Raw genomic sequence first — 17302 nt, 5'->3', positions numbered from 1 at the left:
TCCATACTTTATCTATATATTTATTTTTCGGGGAAACGGATACCATTCTTTGATCTGAATGGGGTACCCGTTTCTTCTTACGTAGAGCAAGATGACACTTTAAGGAGCGCCATGAAATGCAAAAAATCAATTCTCGTAATAAACCCCCGCTGATTCCACTGAATGGACCCGTCCGTCATGTGGTGGATACAACGCTTATTCTGATCGGTTCGCTAATCACGGCACTGGGTTTTAATCTTTTTTTTCTGCCTAATCATATAGCTTCTGGTGGTGTATCGGGTCTTTCTGTATTGGCTGAAGCTTGGTTTGGGGCTGAACCGGCATTTACGCAATGGGCACTTAATATCCCGTTGTTTGTGCTCGGAGTAATCTTCCTTGGTAAACAATACGGCGTTCGCTCCTTGCTTGGGAGCTTTGTGCTGCCGCTATTTATCTTGTTGACAAAAGATTTACCTACACCTACAACAAATCCACTTTTAGCCTCCATCTATGGCGGTATCTGTGTGGGAGTGGGGCTTGGCGTCGTGTTCCGCGGACGGGGCTCAACAGGTGGTCTTACGATTTTGGCGCAAATCATTCAAAAAATATCGGGTCTCAGCTTCTCGGTTTCCGTTGTGTTGCTGGATGGGACGGTTATTGTACTGGCTGCGTTTATTCTCGGTATGGAGCAAGCGCTGTATGCGTTGATTGGATTGTTTGTGACAGGTAAGGCCATTAATGCGATAGAAGTAGGCTTCCGCTATACGAAGGTTGCATATATTATCTCGGACAAGACAGATGAAATATCTGCGGCGATATTAAATGATCTGGATCGTGGACTGACAAAGCTGGACGCACATGGCGGGTACACTGGCGATGCACGTACCGTTCTGATGGTAGTGGTAGGCCAGAATGAAGTGTCAAGGCTAAAAGCGATAGTCCAATCCGTAGATACAAGTGCATTTGTTATTATTACCGAAGCACATGAAGTGTTAGGCGAAGGGTTTAAAAGAGAAGCGTAATCTCTCCTACGGGGGAGGCGACGCTTCTCTTTTTTTCTAAATGAGGTTATATTTAGGATGAATAAAGTTCACATATTGTGTTGTATTTATATTAATAGGGATGTATAATAATACATATTTCTAAGACGGTATGCATTATATTAAATAATATATTCATGATAAGCAGGAAGTGGGGATGACAGTGGAAGGCAAGCTGAGGGCGGCGATTGTTGGATCAACGGGTTATGGAGGCGTAGAGCTGATTCGGCTACTACAAAGTCATCCTAAAGTAGAGATTACTTCGGTAATTTCCTCATCTAGTGCAGGGGATGCGATAGAGGAAGGGTTTCCTCATTTGACGGGCATTATTGACCGAAGGCTGGATGGCGTTGATCCGGTGCAGATGGCTGAGCGGGCGGATGTGGTTTTTACGGCTACGCCGTCGGGTGTAAGTGCAAAGCTGGTCCCGCAGCTGCTGGAAGTTGGACTTAAGGTCGTAGATCTATCCGGCGATTTCCGATTGAAGGATGGCGCAGAGTATGAGCACTGGTACAAACATACGGCTCCTGCTGATGAATACCTAGAACAGGCTGTATACGGACTTTGTGAGGTGTTCGGAGAGCGTGTGGCTGGGGTTGATTTTATATCTAATCCAGGCTGTTATCCTACGGCTACACTTCTTGGACTAATTCCTGCGATTCAGGCAGGCTGGATTAAGCATGACAGTATTATTATTGATGCGAAATCCGGGGTTACCGGAGCAGGACGCGGAACGAGCCTGATGGTGCATTATGCAGAGATAAATGAGAACTTAAAAACTTATAAATTAAATAAACATCAACATATACCGGAAATCGAGCAGACGCTCTCGGAGATTACTGGAGAAAAGGTAACCGTAACATTCACCACACATCTCGTACCGATGAGCCGAGGCATTATGAGTACGATGTATGCAGGAATGAAGGGCAATTATACGGAGCAGGATTTTGTGGATTTATATCGTGAATATTATGCGGGCAGACCTTATGTGCGGGTGCGCGATGTAGGTGTGATTCCGGCAACAAAAGAAGTTAGCGGCTCTAATTATTGTGATATCGGATTTGCGACAGATGCTCGTACAGGGCGGGTGACCATAGTCTCCGTCATTGATAACGTTGTAAAAGGTGCGGCAGGTCAGGCAATACAGAACCTTAATTTGATGATGGGATGGGAGGAAACCCTTGGCCTCGGCTACACACCTGTGTATCCATAAGGATCAGCGGTACAAATAACATGAGCGAGATTGAATTATTTACTGCCTTGGAAGGTGGAAGCATTACTTCACCTAAAGGATTTAAGTCCGGAGGACTGCACTGTGGATTGAAAAAAACGGACCGCAACGATCTCGGAGTGATTCTTTGTGAGGTTCCAGCTACGGCTGCCGCCGTGTATACGACGAATGTTTTTCAGGCGGCTCCGCTGAAGGTGACGCGGGAAAGCCTTGTGAACGGAACGTTGCAGGCGGTGGTCGTGAACAGCGGGAATGCTAATGCCTGCACTGGTGAACAAGGTGAAGCCGATGCTTATGAGATGCGCGCTGCTGCGGCCCAGCATTTGGGCGTGAAAGTTAACGATGTTGCTGTCGCTTCAACTGGAGTTATTGGTGAATTACTGAAAATGGACTGCGTACGTAGCGGTATTGCTGCAATACCAGAGAAGCTGGACGGTGGGGCTGCTGGAGCGGAGGAATTCTGTCAGGCCATACTTACAACTGATTTAGTTAAAAAAGAGGTTGCCGTGAAGGTGCTTGTTGGCGGTGTAGAAGTTATTATTGCTGGAGCCGCGAAGGGCTCCGGGATGATTCATCCTAACATGGCTACCATGCTCGGTTTTATGACTACAGATGCTGATATTTCAGCGGAAGATTTACACAGTCTACTTCGTTCTGCTACGAACGTTACTTTTAATATGATTACAGTCGATGGAGATACTAGTACCAATGATATGTTAGTGTCGATGGCGAGTGGGCTTGCAGGGAATGAGAAGCTGACTCGACTGCATCCGGATTGGGATGCTTTTGCTGCAGGATTCACGTATGTCTGCCAGACGCTTGCCAAAGCGATTGCTCGTGATGGAGAAGGTGCGACTCATCTGATTGAGGTTCAAGTGAATGGTGCAGTTCATGACGAAGCTGCTGCAGCGATTGCCAAGACAGTGGTAGGTTCTAGTCTAGTGAAATCTGCTATTTTTGGAGCGGATGCGAACTGGGGACGAATTATTGCAGCGGTTGGACGCGCGGGTGTTCCGGTATCGCCGGAGCGCGTAAACATTTCTTTAGGTGATATTGGGGTGCTACTGCACTCGAAGCCGGTTGTTTTTGATGAAGAGAAGGCTTTGGCTTATTTGCAAAAAAGTGAAACGGTGCTGATCACTGTAGATTTGCATGATGGAACCGGAAAGGCTACAGCTTGGGGCTGTGACCTAACTTACGATTATGTGCGTATTAACGCTGCATACCGTACTTAATTTGTGGCGGCTTAAGCCCACAAGGGAAGGATACCGAACATATGACGCTAAATAGCGAGCTTGAACTCATAGATGCATTAGATGGTAGTGGATTGTTTGTGATGAAATGCGGCGGCAGTACGTTGGCTGCTCTTCCTGATTCTTTTTTCGAAGATTTACGAGATTTGCAGCAGGAAGGCATTCAGCCTGTAATTGTTCATGGCGGAGGGCCAGCCATTTCAGAGAATCTAGCAAAGCTGGGCATTGAAAGCAGCTTCGTGAACGGTCTGCGGGTAACCACCGAGGCAGTACTAGATGTCGTAGAGATGACGCTGGCAGGGAGCATCAACAAAGCAATTGTAAGGCGAATTCAAGGAAGTGGCGGTCTAGCTCTAGGGCTATCCGGCATCGATGGAAATATGATTACTGCTAGACCCGTAGCTAATAGCGCTGAAGTAGGTTTGGTAGGAGAAGTAACGGAAGTGAAGGCTGAGATCGTAAATGGTATTGTTGGGATGGGATATATTCCTGTCATTGCACCTATCGGTGTAGATGCTGCAGGTCAGCGCTACAATATTAACGCAGATACAGCAGCAGGGGCAGTCGCTTCTTATGTAGAGTCTCCCCAAATGATCGTGGTCACAGATGTGCCTGGCATTATGAGTACGGTGGAGGGTCAAAAAATTGTACTTCCATCCGTTACCGTACAGGAAATCGAAGCTTTAATTGAAAGTGGAGAAATCTACGGCGGCATGATCCCCAAAGTACGGGCAGCGATCGATTGCATTCAAGGCAGCGTTTCAGAGGTTATCATTGTGGATGGAAAAGAACCGCGGGTGCTTAGCCGAGTACTGCAAGGTGAAGCGATAGGCACACGTATTATTCGTTCGTAGAATCATAGATGAATATCATTTAGAGGTGCAGCCTGGTACACAGGAGCAGCCGATGGGAGAGTGACTTAGAATGAGCAAGCTTACACAAGCTGAATTGGATTTGCAAGCAGGGGCACAGCAGACCGATACAGTAGGATCAGGTACACCGGATGTTGCAGCAGGCAAGCTTAGCGCGGTATTCCCTTCTTACGCCAGATACGATCTCAGCTTAGTTAAAGGCAAAGGCACTTGGGTATGGGATGATAAGGGCAACAAGTATCTTGATTTCACAAGTGGATTAGCTGTGACCAGTCTAGGTCATGCTCCTGAAAAAGTCGGTGCGAAGCTGAAGGATCAGATTGATACGCTCTGGCATGTCTCGAACCTGTTCCATATTCCTGGACAGGACAAAGTTGCAAATCTTTTGACAGAGAATAGCTGCGCTGATCAAGTGTTTTTCTGTAATAGTGGAGCAGAAGCAAATGAGGCTGCTATTAAGCTGGCTCGTCGTTACCACCAGAAGGTAAAAGGTGTCGACCGTTATGAGGTCATCACATTTGAACAATCCTTCCATGGACGTACACTAGCCACACTAACAGCTACAGGTCAGCAAAAGGTAAAAGAAGGCTTCCTGCCGCTTCCAGCAGGCTTCAAAACTGTACCCTTGCATGATCTCCCGGCATTAGAGGCTGCTATCGGTGATCATACCGCTGCTATCATGCTGGAGATGGTGCTTGCAGAGGGAGGCGTGCTTGAGGTAGAACCAGAGTACTTGAACGCTGTAGTGGCACTGTGCAAGAAGCACGGATTGCTTCTGATTGTAGATGAGGTACAGACAGGTATGGGACGTACAGGCAAGCTGTTCGCTCATCAGCATTATGGAATTGAACCAGATATTTTCACTTTGGCTAAAGGGATTGCTAGTGGGTTCCCAGCGGGCTTAATGCTTGGCAAAGGCTATTTGCGTGAAGCATTCTCACCTGGCAGCCATGCGTCCACCTTCGGAGGAACACCGCTCGCAACAGCGGTTATGGCAGCGACGATTGAGACGATGCTGGAGGATGAGCTTCCACAGCGCGCCGAGGAAATGGGTAAATACCTGACAGGTCTTTTGAAAGAGAAGCTGGCAGACTGTTCTTTTGTCAAGGATATCCGTGGTAAAGGTCTGTTGATCGGGATTGAATGTCAATCACCAGTGGGCGATATTGTTTTGGCTGGACAAAAGAAAGGCCTGTTGTTCGTGACAGCGGGTCCTAATGTCCTTCGCCTGCTGCCTAATTTATATGTAAGTAAAGAGGAGATCGACCAGGCGGTAGACATCGTCTCCGAACTCATTCATACTTATGCTAAACAAGCAAACGGGGAGGTAAGCTCATGAGTCAGGGCGTACAGAGTAACAAGCACACCATTGCACAGCAACTGAAAGGCCGTGATTTACTGGAGCTGAACGATTACAGCCCGGAAGAAATTACGTATCTGATTGATTCAGCGATTGAGCTGAAGAAGAAGCAGAAAAATGGCGAAGAATTTCAGCCGCTGAAGGGAAAGACGATTGGTCTTATTTTTGAAAAATCCTCTACTCGTACGCGCGTGTCGTTTGAAGTTGGAATGTATCAGCTGGGAGGGCATGCCCTTTTCTTGAGCAAAAATGACATTCAGCTTGGACGCGGTGAAACGGTTGGCGATACAGCACAAGTAATGTCACGTTACCTCGACGGAATTATGATCCGTACCTTCGGTCATGACAAAGTAGAGGATCTGGCTCGGTATGCTTCTATTCCAGTAATCAACGGCCTGAGCGACCTGGCACATCCTTGCCAAGTGCTGGCGGATTACCAAACGATTTATGAGCACAAAGGAAAGCTCAAAGGCCTGAAGCTGGCTTACATCGGCGATGGCAACAATATGGCGCATTCTCTGATGATTGGCGGAGCTAAGCTGGGCGTGGACGTATCTATTGCCGGACCGGAAGGTTATGAGCCGGATGCAGCGGTTGTAGCAGAAGCCCGTGAGATCGCTAAAGAAACCGGAGCGAAGATTGTGGTTACTCACAGCCCGCAAGAAGCTGTACAAGACGCTGACGTCATCTACACCGATGTGTGGGCGAGCATGGGCTTCGAAGAGGAGCAAAAGGCGCGTGAAGCGGCATTCAAGGACTATCAGGTCAATGAGGAGCTTGTAAAAGGTGCGAAGAGCGATTATCTCTTCCTGCACTGCCTGCCGGCCCACCGTGAGGAAGAGGTCAGCACAGGCGTGATTGACGGCCCTAACTCTGTCATCTTTGATCAGGCTGAGAACCGTCTGCATGCGCAAAAGGCTTTAATGGCTGCTCTGATGAGTTAAGGAATTTAAATAATATAAAATATAAATCACTATATAAATTGAATTAATGTTGAGCGAAGTTAGGTTTTGGACGATAGAGTAATGGAGCGGAATTTTTGGAACTGTAGGAGCGTAGCGTTCGCCTTTATCATCAGATTTCATCTCGCATAATGCGGTTTGAAATAAAAGAAATCTGATGATAACAGCGACCGGAAGTCCAAACATTCAGCGTAGTTGCGATTAATCGTTAAAGTGCTAGCGAGAGCACGGTTATTTTAATTTATATAGCCCACACGAAAGGAAGTTGCCACACCATGGCTAAAGAAAAAATTGTACTCGCCTACTCCGGCGGACTAGATACATCCGTTATTTTGAAATGGCTTAAAGAAACTTATGACGCGGAGATCATTGCCTTCACTGCCGATATCGGCCAAAAGGAAGAGCTCGACGGTCTGGAAGAAAAAGCGCTCGCTACTGGCGCTTCGAAGGTATACATCGACGACCTGCGTGATGAATTCGCTAGCGATTTCATCTATCCAATGTTCCAATCCGGCGCGCTTTATGAAGGTCAATACTTGCTCGGAACTAGTATTGCTCGTCCACTGATCGCTAAGCGCATGGTGGATATCGCCATCGCAGAAGGCGCAACGGCTATCGCGCACGGCGCGACAGGCAAAGGGAATGACCAAGTGCGTTTCGAGCTTGGTGTAGCTGCATTGGCTCCGAACATCAAGGTGATCGCACCTTGGCGTCTGGAAGAGTTCCGCAATCAATTCCCGGGTCGTGCGGAAATGATCGCTTATGCGGAAGCTAATGATATTCCGGTACAAGCCTCTGCGGCGAAGCCGTATTCGATGGACCGTAACCTGCTGCATATCAGCTATGAGAGCGGCGTATTGGAAGATCCTTGGTTCGATCCAAGTGCACCAGAGAACAAAGGAATGTTCCTGCTGAGCAACGCTCCTGAGGATGCTCCGGATGAAGCGGAATATTTAGAACTCGATTTCGTTAAGGGAGACTGCGTAGCCCTGAATGGTGAGTCCTTAACTCCACTTCAAGTGATGGAGAAACTGAACGAGCTAGGCGGTAAACACGGTATCGGACGTGTGGATATGGTTGAGAACCGTTTTGTCGGCATGAAGAGCCGCGGCGTATATGAGACTCCGGGTGGAACAATCCTGTTCGTCGCTCATCGCAAAATGGAGTCCATCACGATGGACCGTGAAGTGATGAACCTGCGTGATAGCCTGATCACTCGTTACAGCACTTTGGTGTATAACGGTTTCTGGTTCGCTCCAGAGCGTATTGCACTGCAAGCTCTTGTAACACAGAGCCAACAAAATGTAACGGGTACTGTTCGTCTTAAATTGTACAAAGGCAACATCATCGGCGCTGGAGTGAAGAGCCCAGTCAGCCTGTACAACCCTGAAATTGCAACGATGGAAGCTGATCCTACACAAGCTTATGATCAAGGGGATGCAACTGGTTTTATCCACTTGAACGCATTGCGCCTTAAGGTTTCTACAGGTGTAAATGGAGCTTCGAAATAGTACGATAACATAAACTTAAACGGGCAACCCCGAAGGCCGTTCCTCCCGTCAGGATAGGAGCGGCCCTCTGGCGTCCAAGAGGAGGAAACTATAGGTGAGCAAGCTTTGGGGCGGACGGTTTACTAAAGGAACAAACAAGCTGGTGGAGGAATATACGGCTTCCATTGGATTTGATAAGGCTTTGGCCAAAGAAGATGTACAAGGTAGTCTGGCGCATGTCACAATGCTGGGCAAATGCGGAATCCTTCCACAAGAAGATGTGGAGACGATTAAGCAAGGTCTGAACAAAGTATTGGACAAGGTTAACGCTGGAGAGGTTGTTTTCTCCGTAGCGGATGAAGACATCCATATGAATATTGAAAAACATCTGATCGAGGAAATCGGTCCGGTCGGTGGTAAACTGCACACTGGACGTAGCCGTAACGATCAGGTGGCAACGGATATGCACCTTTACCTGCGGGGCCGTGTAGTTGAGCTAGTTAGCTTGCTGCATGAATTACAGGAAGCTTTGATTGAACAAGCCAAAGATAATGTAGAGACGATCATCCCTGGTTACACGCATTTGCAGCGGGCACAACCGATCCTGTTTGCTCACCACTTGTTGGCTTACGTCTCCATGTTCCGCCGCGATGCAGAACGTCTGACAGACAGCTACAAACGGATCAACGTGCTGCCACTCGGAGCAGGCGCACTTGCTGGTACAACCTTCCCGATCGATCGCCATTTTGTAGCGGAACAGTTGGGCTTTGACAGTGTGTACGAGAACAGTCTGGATGCTGTCAGCGACCGCGATTTCATCGTCGAGTTCTTGGCAAATGCAGCGCTTGTTATGACACATCTATCCAGACTCAGTGAGGAATTGGTACTGTGGAGTAGCACAGAGTTCAGCTTTGTGGAACTGGATGACGCTTTCTGCACAGGCAGCAGCATTATGCCACAGAAGAAGAACCCGGACGTACCAGAACTGGTACGTGGCAAAACAGGCCGGGTTTACGGCAACCTGATTGGCTTGCTGACCGTGCTCAAATCTTTGCCACTGGCGTACAACAAGGATATGCAGGAAGACAAAGAAGGCATGTTCGATACTGTTACTACACTGACTGGTGCACTGCAATTGTTCGCGCCGATGATCTCCACCATGAAGGTGAACAAGGGACGTATGCGTGAAGCCGTGAACACGGACTTCTCGAATGCAACGGATATCGCCGACTTCTTGGTAGGCAAAGGTCTTCCTTTCCGCCAAGCACATGAAGTAATCGGAAAAACAGTGCTCTACTGCATTAACGAAGGCAAGTTCCTGCTGGATCTGACGTTGGAAGAGTTCAAGCAATTCTCACCGCTGTTCGACGAGAATATCTATGCTGTTCTTCAACCGGAAGCTGTAGTTAACGCCCGTAACGTTTATGGCGGCACAGCCACCGTTCAGGTGAAGGCTGCGATCGAACGCGCGGAGCAGGCGCTGCAGGAAGCTAATGAATGGGTAGTAAAACACGGTGAAGCTATTTTGTAAACCGTATCAATACCAAATCTCGCCTCAGACTTTTATAGGTCGCAGGCGAGATTTTTTATCTAATGGGGCTTTAAGTACAACACAACTGGATTCACAGTGCTCTTTACGGTTATCCTTAAATTAGGGATTGGAGGGTTCGTAAGTATGAGTAGAGAGCAGATCCTAGACGAGCTTAGATCGCAATTAAAACTGGGCAATCATATTATCGGAGTAGCCACAGGTGCTGGAATAACGGCAAAGTATGCGAAGCAGGGTGGCGCTGATTTTCTTCTGATGTTAAATTCGGGTAAATTCCGCCAGATGGGGAGGAGTTCTCTCGCTGGGATTTTGCCATTTTGCAATAGCAATGATATGGTGATGGACTTTGCGTCTAGGGAAATCATCCCTCTGGTAAGAGATATTCCTATTATTTTTGGACTCAATGCAACCGATCCGACAAAAGATATGGAGAGCTATATTAGTGAAATAAAGAATAAGGGATTTTCCGGAATTAATAATTACCCCACGGTCGGATTAATAGATGGTCAATTTGGAGAAGCACTCGAAGAAGAGGGGAATGGTTATCTACTCGAAGTAGAAGCTATAAGGATCGCCCATGAAAAAGATTTGTTTACCATAGCCTTTGTATTTGACGAAATTCAAGCTGCTCAGATGATCGAGGCTGGAGCGGATATTATTTGTGCACATCTAGGCTTAACCGAAGGGGGATTATTAGGAGCCAAAAAAGTATTCTCTCTGGAAGCCGCCAAGGCTAAGGCTGACAAGATTTTTAATACATGCAATGCGTTAAAGCCAGATTTAATTAAATTGGTGTATGGTGGTCCCGTGAAAACGCCGATCGATGTGCAGTATATGTACAGTAATAATCAAAACCTGATGGGGTACATCGGGGGCTCTGCTTTTGAAAGAATTCCATCGGAGAAGTCCATCACAAATATAACCAAAGCTTTTAAAGTGTCGGGGACGCTGGATGAAGATGATTTTATGGTGAAAATGTTAGACGGCATTACAAAGCACTATGATTATGTTGAATTTGTAAAAGAATACGTAGCTCAAAATTATATGAATGAGATTTTGTTTGCAGATTTAGCTAAGGTGGCGCATGTATCCCGAAGTTACTTAAGTAGTTTGTTTACCAAAAAAGTTGGCTGCAGCTTTCAAACGTATCTCGTACAATTTCGGATGGATAAGGCAGCGGAAATATTACATAGAGACCCTATCCAGTTATCTGAGCTAGCGCCATTAGTTGGATATCAAGATTATGCGCAGTTTAGCAAAATGTTTAAGAAGTACAAAGGGTTCTCTCCAAAACAATATAAATCTAACATAAACACAAAAACATAAGACATAAAAGCGTTTTCATTCATAATTCAAAGAAGTATGATTAACTCATAAGTTGATCATGCTTTTTTGTTGTAGATATTTGAAGAGGAGGTTGAAGAAATGAAGACGATTGCCATTGCCGGAACTTTTGACACCAAGGGTGAAGAATATCTCTACATTAAAAATTTGCTGGAAAGCTTGGAGCTAGGTACGTTTACGATTCATACGGGTGTGTTTGAACCCACTTTTACACCGGATATCTCTAACCGTGAAGTAGCAGCAGCCGCGGGTGTAAGTATAGATGAGCTCGTTGCCAAGAAGGATAGAGCATTAGCGACAGAATTATTAGCCAAAGGTATGGAAAAATTAGTACCTGAATTATATAAGCAAGGCAAATTTGATGGGATTATCTCCTTTGGGGGTACTGGAGGGACTTCACTTGTAACCCCTGGTATGCGGGCATTACCTATTGGTGTACCAAAAGTGATGGTTTCGACCGTAGCTTCTGGGAATACTGCCCCATATGTAGGCACTAGTGATATTGTCATGATGCCTTCCGTAGTAGACGTTGCTGGACTGAACTCCATTTCAACAAAGATTTTTACCAATGCAGCCTTCGCCATCGCCGGAATGCTTAAATTTGAGAATAAACAAGTGATAGAGAAAAAACCATTAGTAGCTACAACAATGTTTGGGGTAACAACTCCCTGTGTGACGGCAGCCCGTAACTATCTTGAAGCTAGAGGATATGAGGTGCTTGTATTCCATGCAACAGGTGTAGGTGGCCAGTCCATGGAAGCGCTAATCGAGGCTGGTTTTATTGAAGGTGTATTGGATCTGACCACAACAGAATGGGCGGACGAAATTATTGGTGGTGTGCTAAATGCTGGACCTCATCGGTTAGAAGCTGCTGGTAAACATCATATTCCACAGGTTGTGTCGGTAGGTGCCCTTGATATGTGTAACTTTGGCCCTTATGATACGGTACCCGAGAAATTTGCTGGACATAAGTTCTATAAGCATAACCCTACAGTTACTTTGATGAGAACAACAGTAGAAGAGAATGAAGCTATCGGCAAAAAACTTGTCGAGAAATTAAATATGGCCAAAGAGAAAACGGTGTTAATGTTGCCGCTTAAAGGGATATCGGGCATTGATGTTGCAGGGGAAGCTTTTTACGGTGTAGAGGAAGATCAAATGTTATTTGATACCTTGAGAAATGGTGTGAACCGGAATGTTGTCGAGGTTATCGAAATGGATTGTGCCATTAATGATGTAGAGTTTGCAGAAGCAGCAGCGCAGAAGCTAATAGATCTCATGAGCAAATAACACTAACACAGAACATTTAAATAATGATGGAGGCGTTACACATGAACAAAAATACAAGAACTGAAATCATGGCGAAGTTTAGAGAAGAAGTAGCAAATGGAAAGATTCTTTTAGGCGTGGGAGCCGGTACAGGGATTACTGCAAAAAGCAGTGAAGCTGGCGGAGCGGATATGCTGATTGTTTATAATTCAGGTAGATACAGAATGGCAGGTCGTGGATCATTGGCAGGGCTACTATCTTATGGAGACGCCAACCAAATCGTAGTCGAAATGGGCTCTGAAGTATTACCTGTTGTGAAAAATACTCCTGTTCTAGCAGGCGTATGTGGAACAGATCCTTTTAGAGTGATGGAGGTGTATTTGAAGGGGCTTAAGGATCAAGGCTTTAGCGGCGTGCAAAACTTCCCAACCGTTGGTTTGATCGATGGCGTATTCAGACAGAACCTTGAAGAGACCGGGATGGGATATGGTTTAGAAGTAGATATGATTAGAGCAGCGCATGAATTGGATATGCTCACAACTCCTTACGTATTTGATCCTGATCAAGCAAAAGCGATGGCAGAAGCAGGCGCAGATATTTTGGTAGCGCATATGGGATTGACTACCAAAGGTACAATTGGAGCTAAGACCGCTCTGACATTGGATGATTGTGTAGAAAGAATTGAAGCGATTATTAAAGCAGGGAAAGCAGTAAATCCAGATATTATGGTGATTTGTCATGGTGGACCGATTGCTGAACCAGAAGATGCTGCGTATGTAATTGAACGGACAGAAGGTATAGACGGATTCTTTGGTGCCTCGAGTATTGAAAGATTTGCTGCTGAAAAAGGAATTAAAGATCAGACAGTTCTATTTAAAAATATCACCAAACAAGCATAATTGCCTTCGGCGTCCCTATAAGGACGGTAAGCCATTAATCGAGAAATAAAAGAACCCTCCGGAGAGGGCAATCTGAGTAGTATAGAATTAAGGTGTAGCTTATAGCTGCACCTTTTTTGTTGTCTATTAGAAGAAGCTAATTATTACTCAACGGCAGCCAAGCCAATATATCGCGGATTTTGGCATCCCAATATCCCCATTCATGTGTACCCGGGCCTTCATCGTAGGTGAGGTCCAGGGAGGTTGCTCGGCACGCATCGCGGAATTTCAAGTTATCTGTGTACAGGAAATCTTCTGTGCCACAGCATTGATACAGCGCTGGTTTCGGTCCCGTGGAGCGGTTCACTTCCTCAAGCAGCCATAGCAGGTCTTCGGGCGTACCGGCGATATCTTCTGTTCCGAAGATCATTTCGTATTCTTTGGTTTTGACGGTAGGATCCTCAAAGTTTATAAAATTATGCGCCATATCAAGTGCGCCCGACAGACTTGCCGCCGCCGCAAAAGCCTCCGGTTTCCGCAGTGCCAGCTTAATCGCTCCATAACCACCCATCGACAACCCGGCTACAAAGTTATCCTCGCGTTTATCTGACAATGGGAAGAATGAGCGCGCAAGCATAGGCAACTCCTCACTAATAAAGGTCCAATAACGACCGCCAACCGCCATATCCGTATAGAAACTGCGATGCACATTCGGCATAACTACAGCTATTCCCATCTCTGCTACATATCGTTCTATCGAAGTCCGGCGAAGCCAGATCGAATCATCGTCGGACAAACCATGCAGCAAATACAATGTAGGATGTAGTTCTCCCCTTGTTACGTTGCTCATACCGATTTGTGTGGTTGTTTTTTGCGGTAAAATTACAGTCATTGAGGTATTCAAACCTAGTACTTCCGAATAAAATTTACACTCTATTAAAGCCATTTCATCCATCCCCTCTCTCTCCAAATAATAGCACATAGAAAAAGTGAGAGATATTGTAGAAATATCTGAATTATAAGGATTTTGAGGATTGCTGTACCTAGATATGAGAGAATATAATGGAAGTAGAAAAATAAGGAAGAAACGTGCAAATACGAAATTATTTTCATAGGCGGGAGGCAAAAAGTAGGATGAAATCGGGCCTAAAGCAGGAAAAAGGTTTTACTTTGATCGAAGTGCTGGCCGCTATTGTGATTTTGTCGATAGTATCACTGGTGCTTACGTCTTACTTTACAAACGCCATGAGTTACTCTAAATCGAACCAGAACAAGACGATTATGGTCAATCTGGCGCGGAACGCGCTGTTTTATGTGGAGAAGCAGGATTTTGAGGAAATGAGTAATTTTTTTGTAACAGATCCATTAAAGCATAAGATGATTGTAGATGCAGGTGAGGAACTGCCCATGATTAAGGCTTCTGAGTGCACGACGACTATAACATGTGTTTATAGCAATAGTTTTGTAAATGGTGGAGCTTTACCAGATGTATTAAATCCAGTCGTTAACAACATCAAATATGAGATTAATATTCGATACCAGTTTCAATTACATCAGGAGATGCAGGAAGGAAAGAATAGTGGTGGAGGGGTAGATACCCGCAAGAGCGAGATGGCACCGTATCTTATCCCTGTCGAGGTGAAAGTTAGTGGTAATGGTGGGCCTGGTGGAACAGCTTATACTACGGTGGTGGAGGGATATATTACGGATGAGAAGATTCGCTGACCGCCTAAAATACCAGCAGGGCTTCACACTGATTGAGATGATCGCCGCGATTACCCTCTTCGCTATGGTTGCAGGAATGCTCTCTATGGTGATGATGTTCGGTTTCCGCAGCTATCATAAAATAACGATTGAGAACTCACTTCGTGAGGAAGCTGATTTGATTATGTCATCTATCATCAATGAATTATATGTATTCGGACCAACTAGAGTGGAGAATACGACAGATGGATTAAATCTGATAAAGGATTCAGATGGTGTGATATCTACGCGGACTATTCAATTTGTTACTTCTGAGGGCGGGGAAGGTGGCATTACCACACTTACCATTAATAGTGTCATAAACGATCCTCGTACCGCAATTCATTCCGATCTTTCTGGTTCTACGATTGTTTCTACCAATTCTAATGGTACGGGTTGCAAGGTTAATGTACCTTGTAGAAGCGGACTGGTTGATATAAAACTACTTTTAACTCAGCATTACGATGGAAGGACATATGATATGGAGATGGTGAGCAAATTTGGGTTTTAGGAGGAATCACATAATGACAGGACAATCATCCCGGTCTATCCGCGTCAGAATAGCTCATACTAGTTTGCAATGCTTAAAAGAAGAGAGAGGCTCGGCACTTGTACTGGTCATGTTCATTGTACTGATTCTTACTATTCTCGGTTTAAGTGTACTTAGTGCTACAGTGGGCGGTGCACAGCGGACGGAGATGCGTAAAAATGATGTGCAAAGTCTACACTTAGCTGAAAAAACACTTGATGAGGCTGTGGCGTATATTACATCGAGCTTAAATAAAAAAATAGAGAGTAATATAGATATTAGCCAAGCAGAACTGGATCAGTCCATAAAGAATTTTTTGACTGCACTTCCAACTACACTTCCAGATACACTTTCAGCAGGTCTTAAGACAAGTACTGATTTGGCAAACGCAGCTGGGAAAATAAGTGGAATTACATATGCGGTAGAGGGGACGATTGGAACAGGAACGTTGGTCAAATACATAGTGACTATCAACTCGGAGGCTGAGGTTAACGGGGTCAAGCGTAATCTTAAGCAAAGGGTGTTTATAGACACTTTTCCAGATTTTCTTAAATACACTATTGGGTCAGAGAAGAATCTTGCGATTAATGGAGCACCCTTAATTATTGGGAACATTTACGCAGGAGACATACTAATTATCAGCGACAAGGCTGAGTACACGTATAAGAAAAAATTCCATACACTTGTATCAAGTCCCTTTGAAATAGATGGTGAGGCGCATGTTCAATCTCTTGATAAGCTGATATATCGAGAGGAAGGTAAAAGTGAGTTGAAGGCTTCTGAAATTACTAAAGAAACCTCCATGACTGGGAAAATCCCTCAAGATAAGGTGGAAATTAGAAATCGTCGTACATTCGTAGAAGTTAATGTTGAGGGTTCATTTGTGGATAAAGTGGCGGAAGCAATAGGGGCAGGGGCTGACAGAACTACGATTCGAAATAAGCTTGCTGAAGGCAAACTAGCATCCTATTTAGCGGGTATGAATCTATATAATTTTGACGCTATTGATCAGATTGGCTTAATCAAGCCAATTCTAAGGGATGATTCGCCTGAGGCTCAGAAGGATTATAAGGAGGAAATGAGGGAATATACTAAAAAGTTAAACACTATAAAGCATCCAACCAAATCTGTTATTTATAATGGAAATCTGGATCTGGACGGCAGTGATGACTTTCCGGGTGTCTTATACTCAGAAGAAGACAAAAACTCAACGTCATCCCGTAAGTGGCTCATTGTAGACGGAAATCTAATCGTTGATAACTATGGTAATGAAAAACCAGTACAGATACGAGCGAATATTTTGGTGACTGGAAAGGTAGAAATTCGGGGGAATGTTCAAATTGATTCCACTATGTTTGTATTTAAAGAACCCTCGACTATTAATGGAATTCCCGAACATACTACATTGGTAGAAGATGCAACACTTCAAGGATTGGATGGTAAGGAACTAGTATTGATCTCCCGTGGTCCAATACTTATTAATCGTTTGGCCGCCTTCAGTAACACTCCTACTCAGTTAGATGCTTTTTTCTATACTGATTCGGATGCGGATTTATATGGTGTAGGATCTATATTCTCGCTTAGCGGAGGATTCTTTGCAAAGGGGAATCTTACTATAAATGCTGTACGGGGAACAGCTGTAGGCAAAGATAATAATATTGTAATAGACAGCAACAGCAATTTGATCCGGTTCAAAGCAGCTTATAACGATCAGATCTTTGAAGATCAGAAGGCCGGACTTCCCCGTGTGAAGACAGTGAATATTAGCGTAGAAGACATGCAGTTGGAGTAGCGTTTGATAAA

The 17302-nt window shown here is 45.1% G+C and carries 15 protein-coding genes; 14 read left to right on the top strand and 1 reads right to left on the bottom strand.

The window, feature by feature from the left end:
* Nucleotides 1–116: 116 nt before the first annotated feature.
* The 11 genes from NST74_RS27410 to NST74_RS27360 all read left to right on the top strand — a co-directional run bounded on the left by NST74_RS27410 (nt 117) and on the right by NST74_RS27360 (nt 13248).
* Nucleotides 117–1001, top strand: a complete 885-nt coding sequence (locus tag NST74_RS27410) for a YitT family protein (protein WP_042131326.1) — start codon at nt 117–119, stop codon at nt 999–1001.
* A gap of 175 nt (nt 1002–1176) precedes the next feature.
* Nucleotides 1177–2232, top strand: coding sequence for an N-acetyl-gamma-glutamyl-phosphate reductase (gene argC, locus NST74_RS27405; protein ID WP_445668163.1), 1056 nt, complete (start codon nt 1177–1179; stop codon nt 2230–2232).
* 20 nt (nt 2233–2252) lie between these two features.
* Nucleotides 2253–3485, top strand: coding sequence for a bifunctional ornithine acetyltransferase/N-acetylglutamate synthase (gene argJ / locus NST74_RS27400; protein ID WP_341115452.1), 1233 nt, complete (start codon nt 2253–2255; stop codon nt 3483–3485).
* Between the two features lie 41 nt (nt 3486–3526).
* Entirely contained in the window at nt 3527–4357 is an 831-nt protein-coding gene (gene argB / locus NST74_RS27395) for an acetylglutamate kinase (protein ID WP_341115451.1), read from the top strand.
* A 70-nt stretch (nt 4358–4427) separates the two neighbouring features.
* Nucleotides 4428–5714, top strand: coding sequence for an aspartate aminotransferase family protein (locus NST74_RS27390; RefSeq protein ID WP_341115450.1), 1287 nt, complete (start codon nt 4428–4430; stop codon nt 5712–5714).
* Nucleotides 5711–6679 carry an ornithine carbamoyltransferase gene (gene argF / locus NST74_RS27385; protein ID WP_042192355.1) on the top strand — a complete coding sequence of 323 codons (969 nt, stop codon included), beginning with the start codon at nt 5711–5713 and terminating at the stop codon, nt 6677–6679. Before NST74_RS27390 ends, argF begins: the two co-directional genes overlap by 4 nt.
* Nucleotides 6680–6972: 293 nt before the next feature.
* Nucleotides 6973–8208, top strand: a complete 1236-nt coding sequence (locus NST74_RS27380) for an argininosuccinate synthase (RefSeq protein WP_076297891.1) — start codon at nt 6973–6975, stop codon at nt 8206–8208.
* Nucleotides 8209–8302: 94 nt separating this feature from the next.
* On the top strand, nt 8303–9718 hold the full coding sequence (gene argH / locus NST74_RS27375) for an argininosuccinate lyase (protein ID WP_341115449.1): 1416 nt from the start codon (nt 8303–8305) through the stop codon (nt 9716–9718).
* A 144-nt stretch (nt 9719–9862) separates the two neighbouring features.
* A complete protein-coding gene (locus NST74_RS27370; RefSeq protein ID WP_341115448.1) occupies nt 9863–11062 on the top strand; it encodes a phosphoenolpyruvate hydrolase family protein in 1200 nt (399 codons plus the stop codon).
* A gap of 99 nt (nt 11063–11161) precedes the next feature.
* Complete coding sequence (locus NST74_RS27365; RefSeq protein WP_042131317.1) at nt 11162–12370, top strand: Tm-1-like ATP-binding domain-containing protein; 1209 nt, start codon at nt 11162–11164, stop codon at nt 12368–12370.
* Between the two features lie 41 nt (nt 12371–12411).
* Nucleotides 12412–13248, top strand: coding sequence for a phosphoenolpyruvate hydrolase family protein (locus NST74_RS27360; protein WP_341115447.1), 837 nt, complete (start codon nt 12412–12414; stop codon nt 13246–13248).
* A 136-nt stretch (nt 13249–13384) separates the two neighbouring features.
* Here NST74_RS27360 and NST74_RS27355 read toward each other — a convergent pair whose 3' ends face one another.
* Nucleotides 13385–14173 carry an alpha/beta hydrolase gene (locus NST74_RS27355; RefSeq protein ID WP_341115446.1) on the bottom strand — a complete coding sequence of 263 codons (789 nt, stop codon included), beginning with the start codon at nt 14171–14173 and terminating at the stop codon, nt 13385–13387.
* 188 nt (nt 14174–14361) lie between these two features.
* Here NST74_RS27355 and NST74_RS27350 point away from each other — a divergent pair, with 188 nt between their 5' ends.
* Genes NST74_RS27350 through NST74_RS27340 form a run of 3 tightly spaced genes read left to right on the top strand, consistent with a single transcriptional unit; the run spans nt 14362 to nt 17291 of the window.
* Nucleotides 14362–14952, top strand: coding sequence for a type II secretion system protein (locus tag NST74_RS27350; RefSeq protein WP_339288343.1), 591 nt, complete (start codon nt 14362–14364; stop codon nt 14950–14952).
* Nucleotides 14936–15481, top strand: coding sequence for a prepilin-type N-terminal cleavage/methylation domain-containing protein (locus tag NST74_RS27345; protein ID WP_341115445.1), 546 nt, complete (start codon nt 14936–14938; stop codon nt 15479–15481). Before NST74_RS27350 ends, NST74_RS27345 begins: the two co-directional genes overlap by 17 nt.
* Nucleotides 15482–15494: 13 nt before the next feature.
* Nucleotides 15495–17291 carry a hypothetical protein gene (locus tag NST74_RS27340; protein ID WP_341115444.1) on the top strand — a complete coding sequence of 599 codons (1797 nt, stop codon included), beginning with the start codon at nt 15495–15497 and terminating at the stop codon, nt 17289–17291.
* Nucleotides 17292–17302 lie beyond the last annotated feature (11 nt).

It is taken from the genome of Paenibacillus sp. FSL F4-0125 (genome assembly GCF_038008565.1).
Classification (GTDB): Bacteria; Bacillota; Bacilli; order Paenibacillales; family Paenibacillaceae; genus Paenibacillus_AQ.
The sequence above is the reverse complement of the archived record's forward strand: the minus strand, read 5'-3'. Positions and strand labels throughout refer to the sequence as shown.

Excerpts from the sequence above, each read along its gene's own strand:
- NST74_RS27350 (WP_339288343.1), top strand. The coding sequence starts at position 14,362 with ATGAAATCGGGCCTAAAGCAGGAAAAAGGTTTTACTTTGATCGAAGTG.
- NST74_RS27370 (WP_341115448.1), top strand. The coding sequence starts at position 9,863 with ATGAGTAGAGAGCAGATCCTAGACGAGCTTAGATCGCAATTAAAACTG.
- NST74_RS27340 (WP_341115444.1), top strand. The coding sequence starts at position 15,495 with ATGACAGGACAATCATCCCGGTCTATCCGCGTCAGAATAGCTCATACT.
- argJ (WP_341115452.1), top strand. The coding sequence starts at position 2,253 with ATGAGCGAGATTGAATTATTTACTGCCTTGGAAGGTGGAAGCATTACT.
- argC (WP_445668163.1), top strand. The coding sequence starts at position 1,177 with ATGACAGTGGAAGGCAAGCTGAGGGCGGCGATTGTTGGATCAACGGGT.
- argF (WP_042192355.1), top strand. The coding sequence starts at position 5,711 with ATGAGTCAGGGCGTACAGAGTAACAAGCACACCATTGCACAGCAACTG.
- NST74_RS27345 (WP_341115445.1), top strand. The coding sequence starts at position 14,936 with ATGAGAAGATTCGCTGACCGCCTAAAATACCAGCAGGGCTTCACACTG.
- NST74_RS27355 (WP_341115446.1), bottom strand. The coding sequence starts at position 14,173 with ATGGCTTTAATAGAGTGTAAATTTTATTCGGAAGTACTAGGTTTGAAT.
- NST74_RS27365 (WP_042131317.1), top strand. The coding sequence starts at position 11,162 with ATGAAGACGATTGCCATTGCCGGAACTTTTGACACCAAGGGTGAAGAA.
- NST74_RS27390 (WP_341115450.1), top strand. The coding sequence starts at position 4,428 with ATGAGCAAGCTTACACAAGCTGAATTGGATTTGCAAGCAGGGGCACAG.
- NST74_RS27410 (WP_042131326.1), top strand. The coding sequence starts at position 117 with ATGCAAAAAATCAATTCTCGTAATAAACCCCCGCTGATTCCACTGAAT.
- NST74_RS27360 (WP_341115447.1), top strand. The coding sequence starts at position 12,412 with ATGAACAAAAATACAAGAACTGAAATCATGGCGAAGTTTAGAGAAGAA.
- NST74_RS27380 (WP_076297891.1), top strand. The coding sequence starts at position 6,973 with ATGGCTAAAGAAAAAATTGTACTCGCCTACTCCGGCGGACTAGATACA.
- argB (WP_341115451.1), top strand. The coding sequence starts at position 3,527 with ATGACGCTAAATAGCGAGCTTGAACTCATAGATGCATTAGATGGTAGT.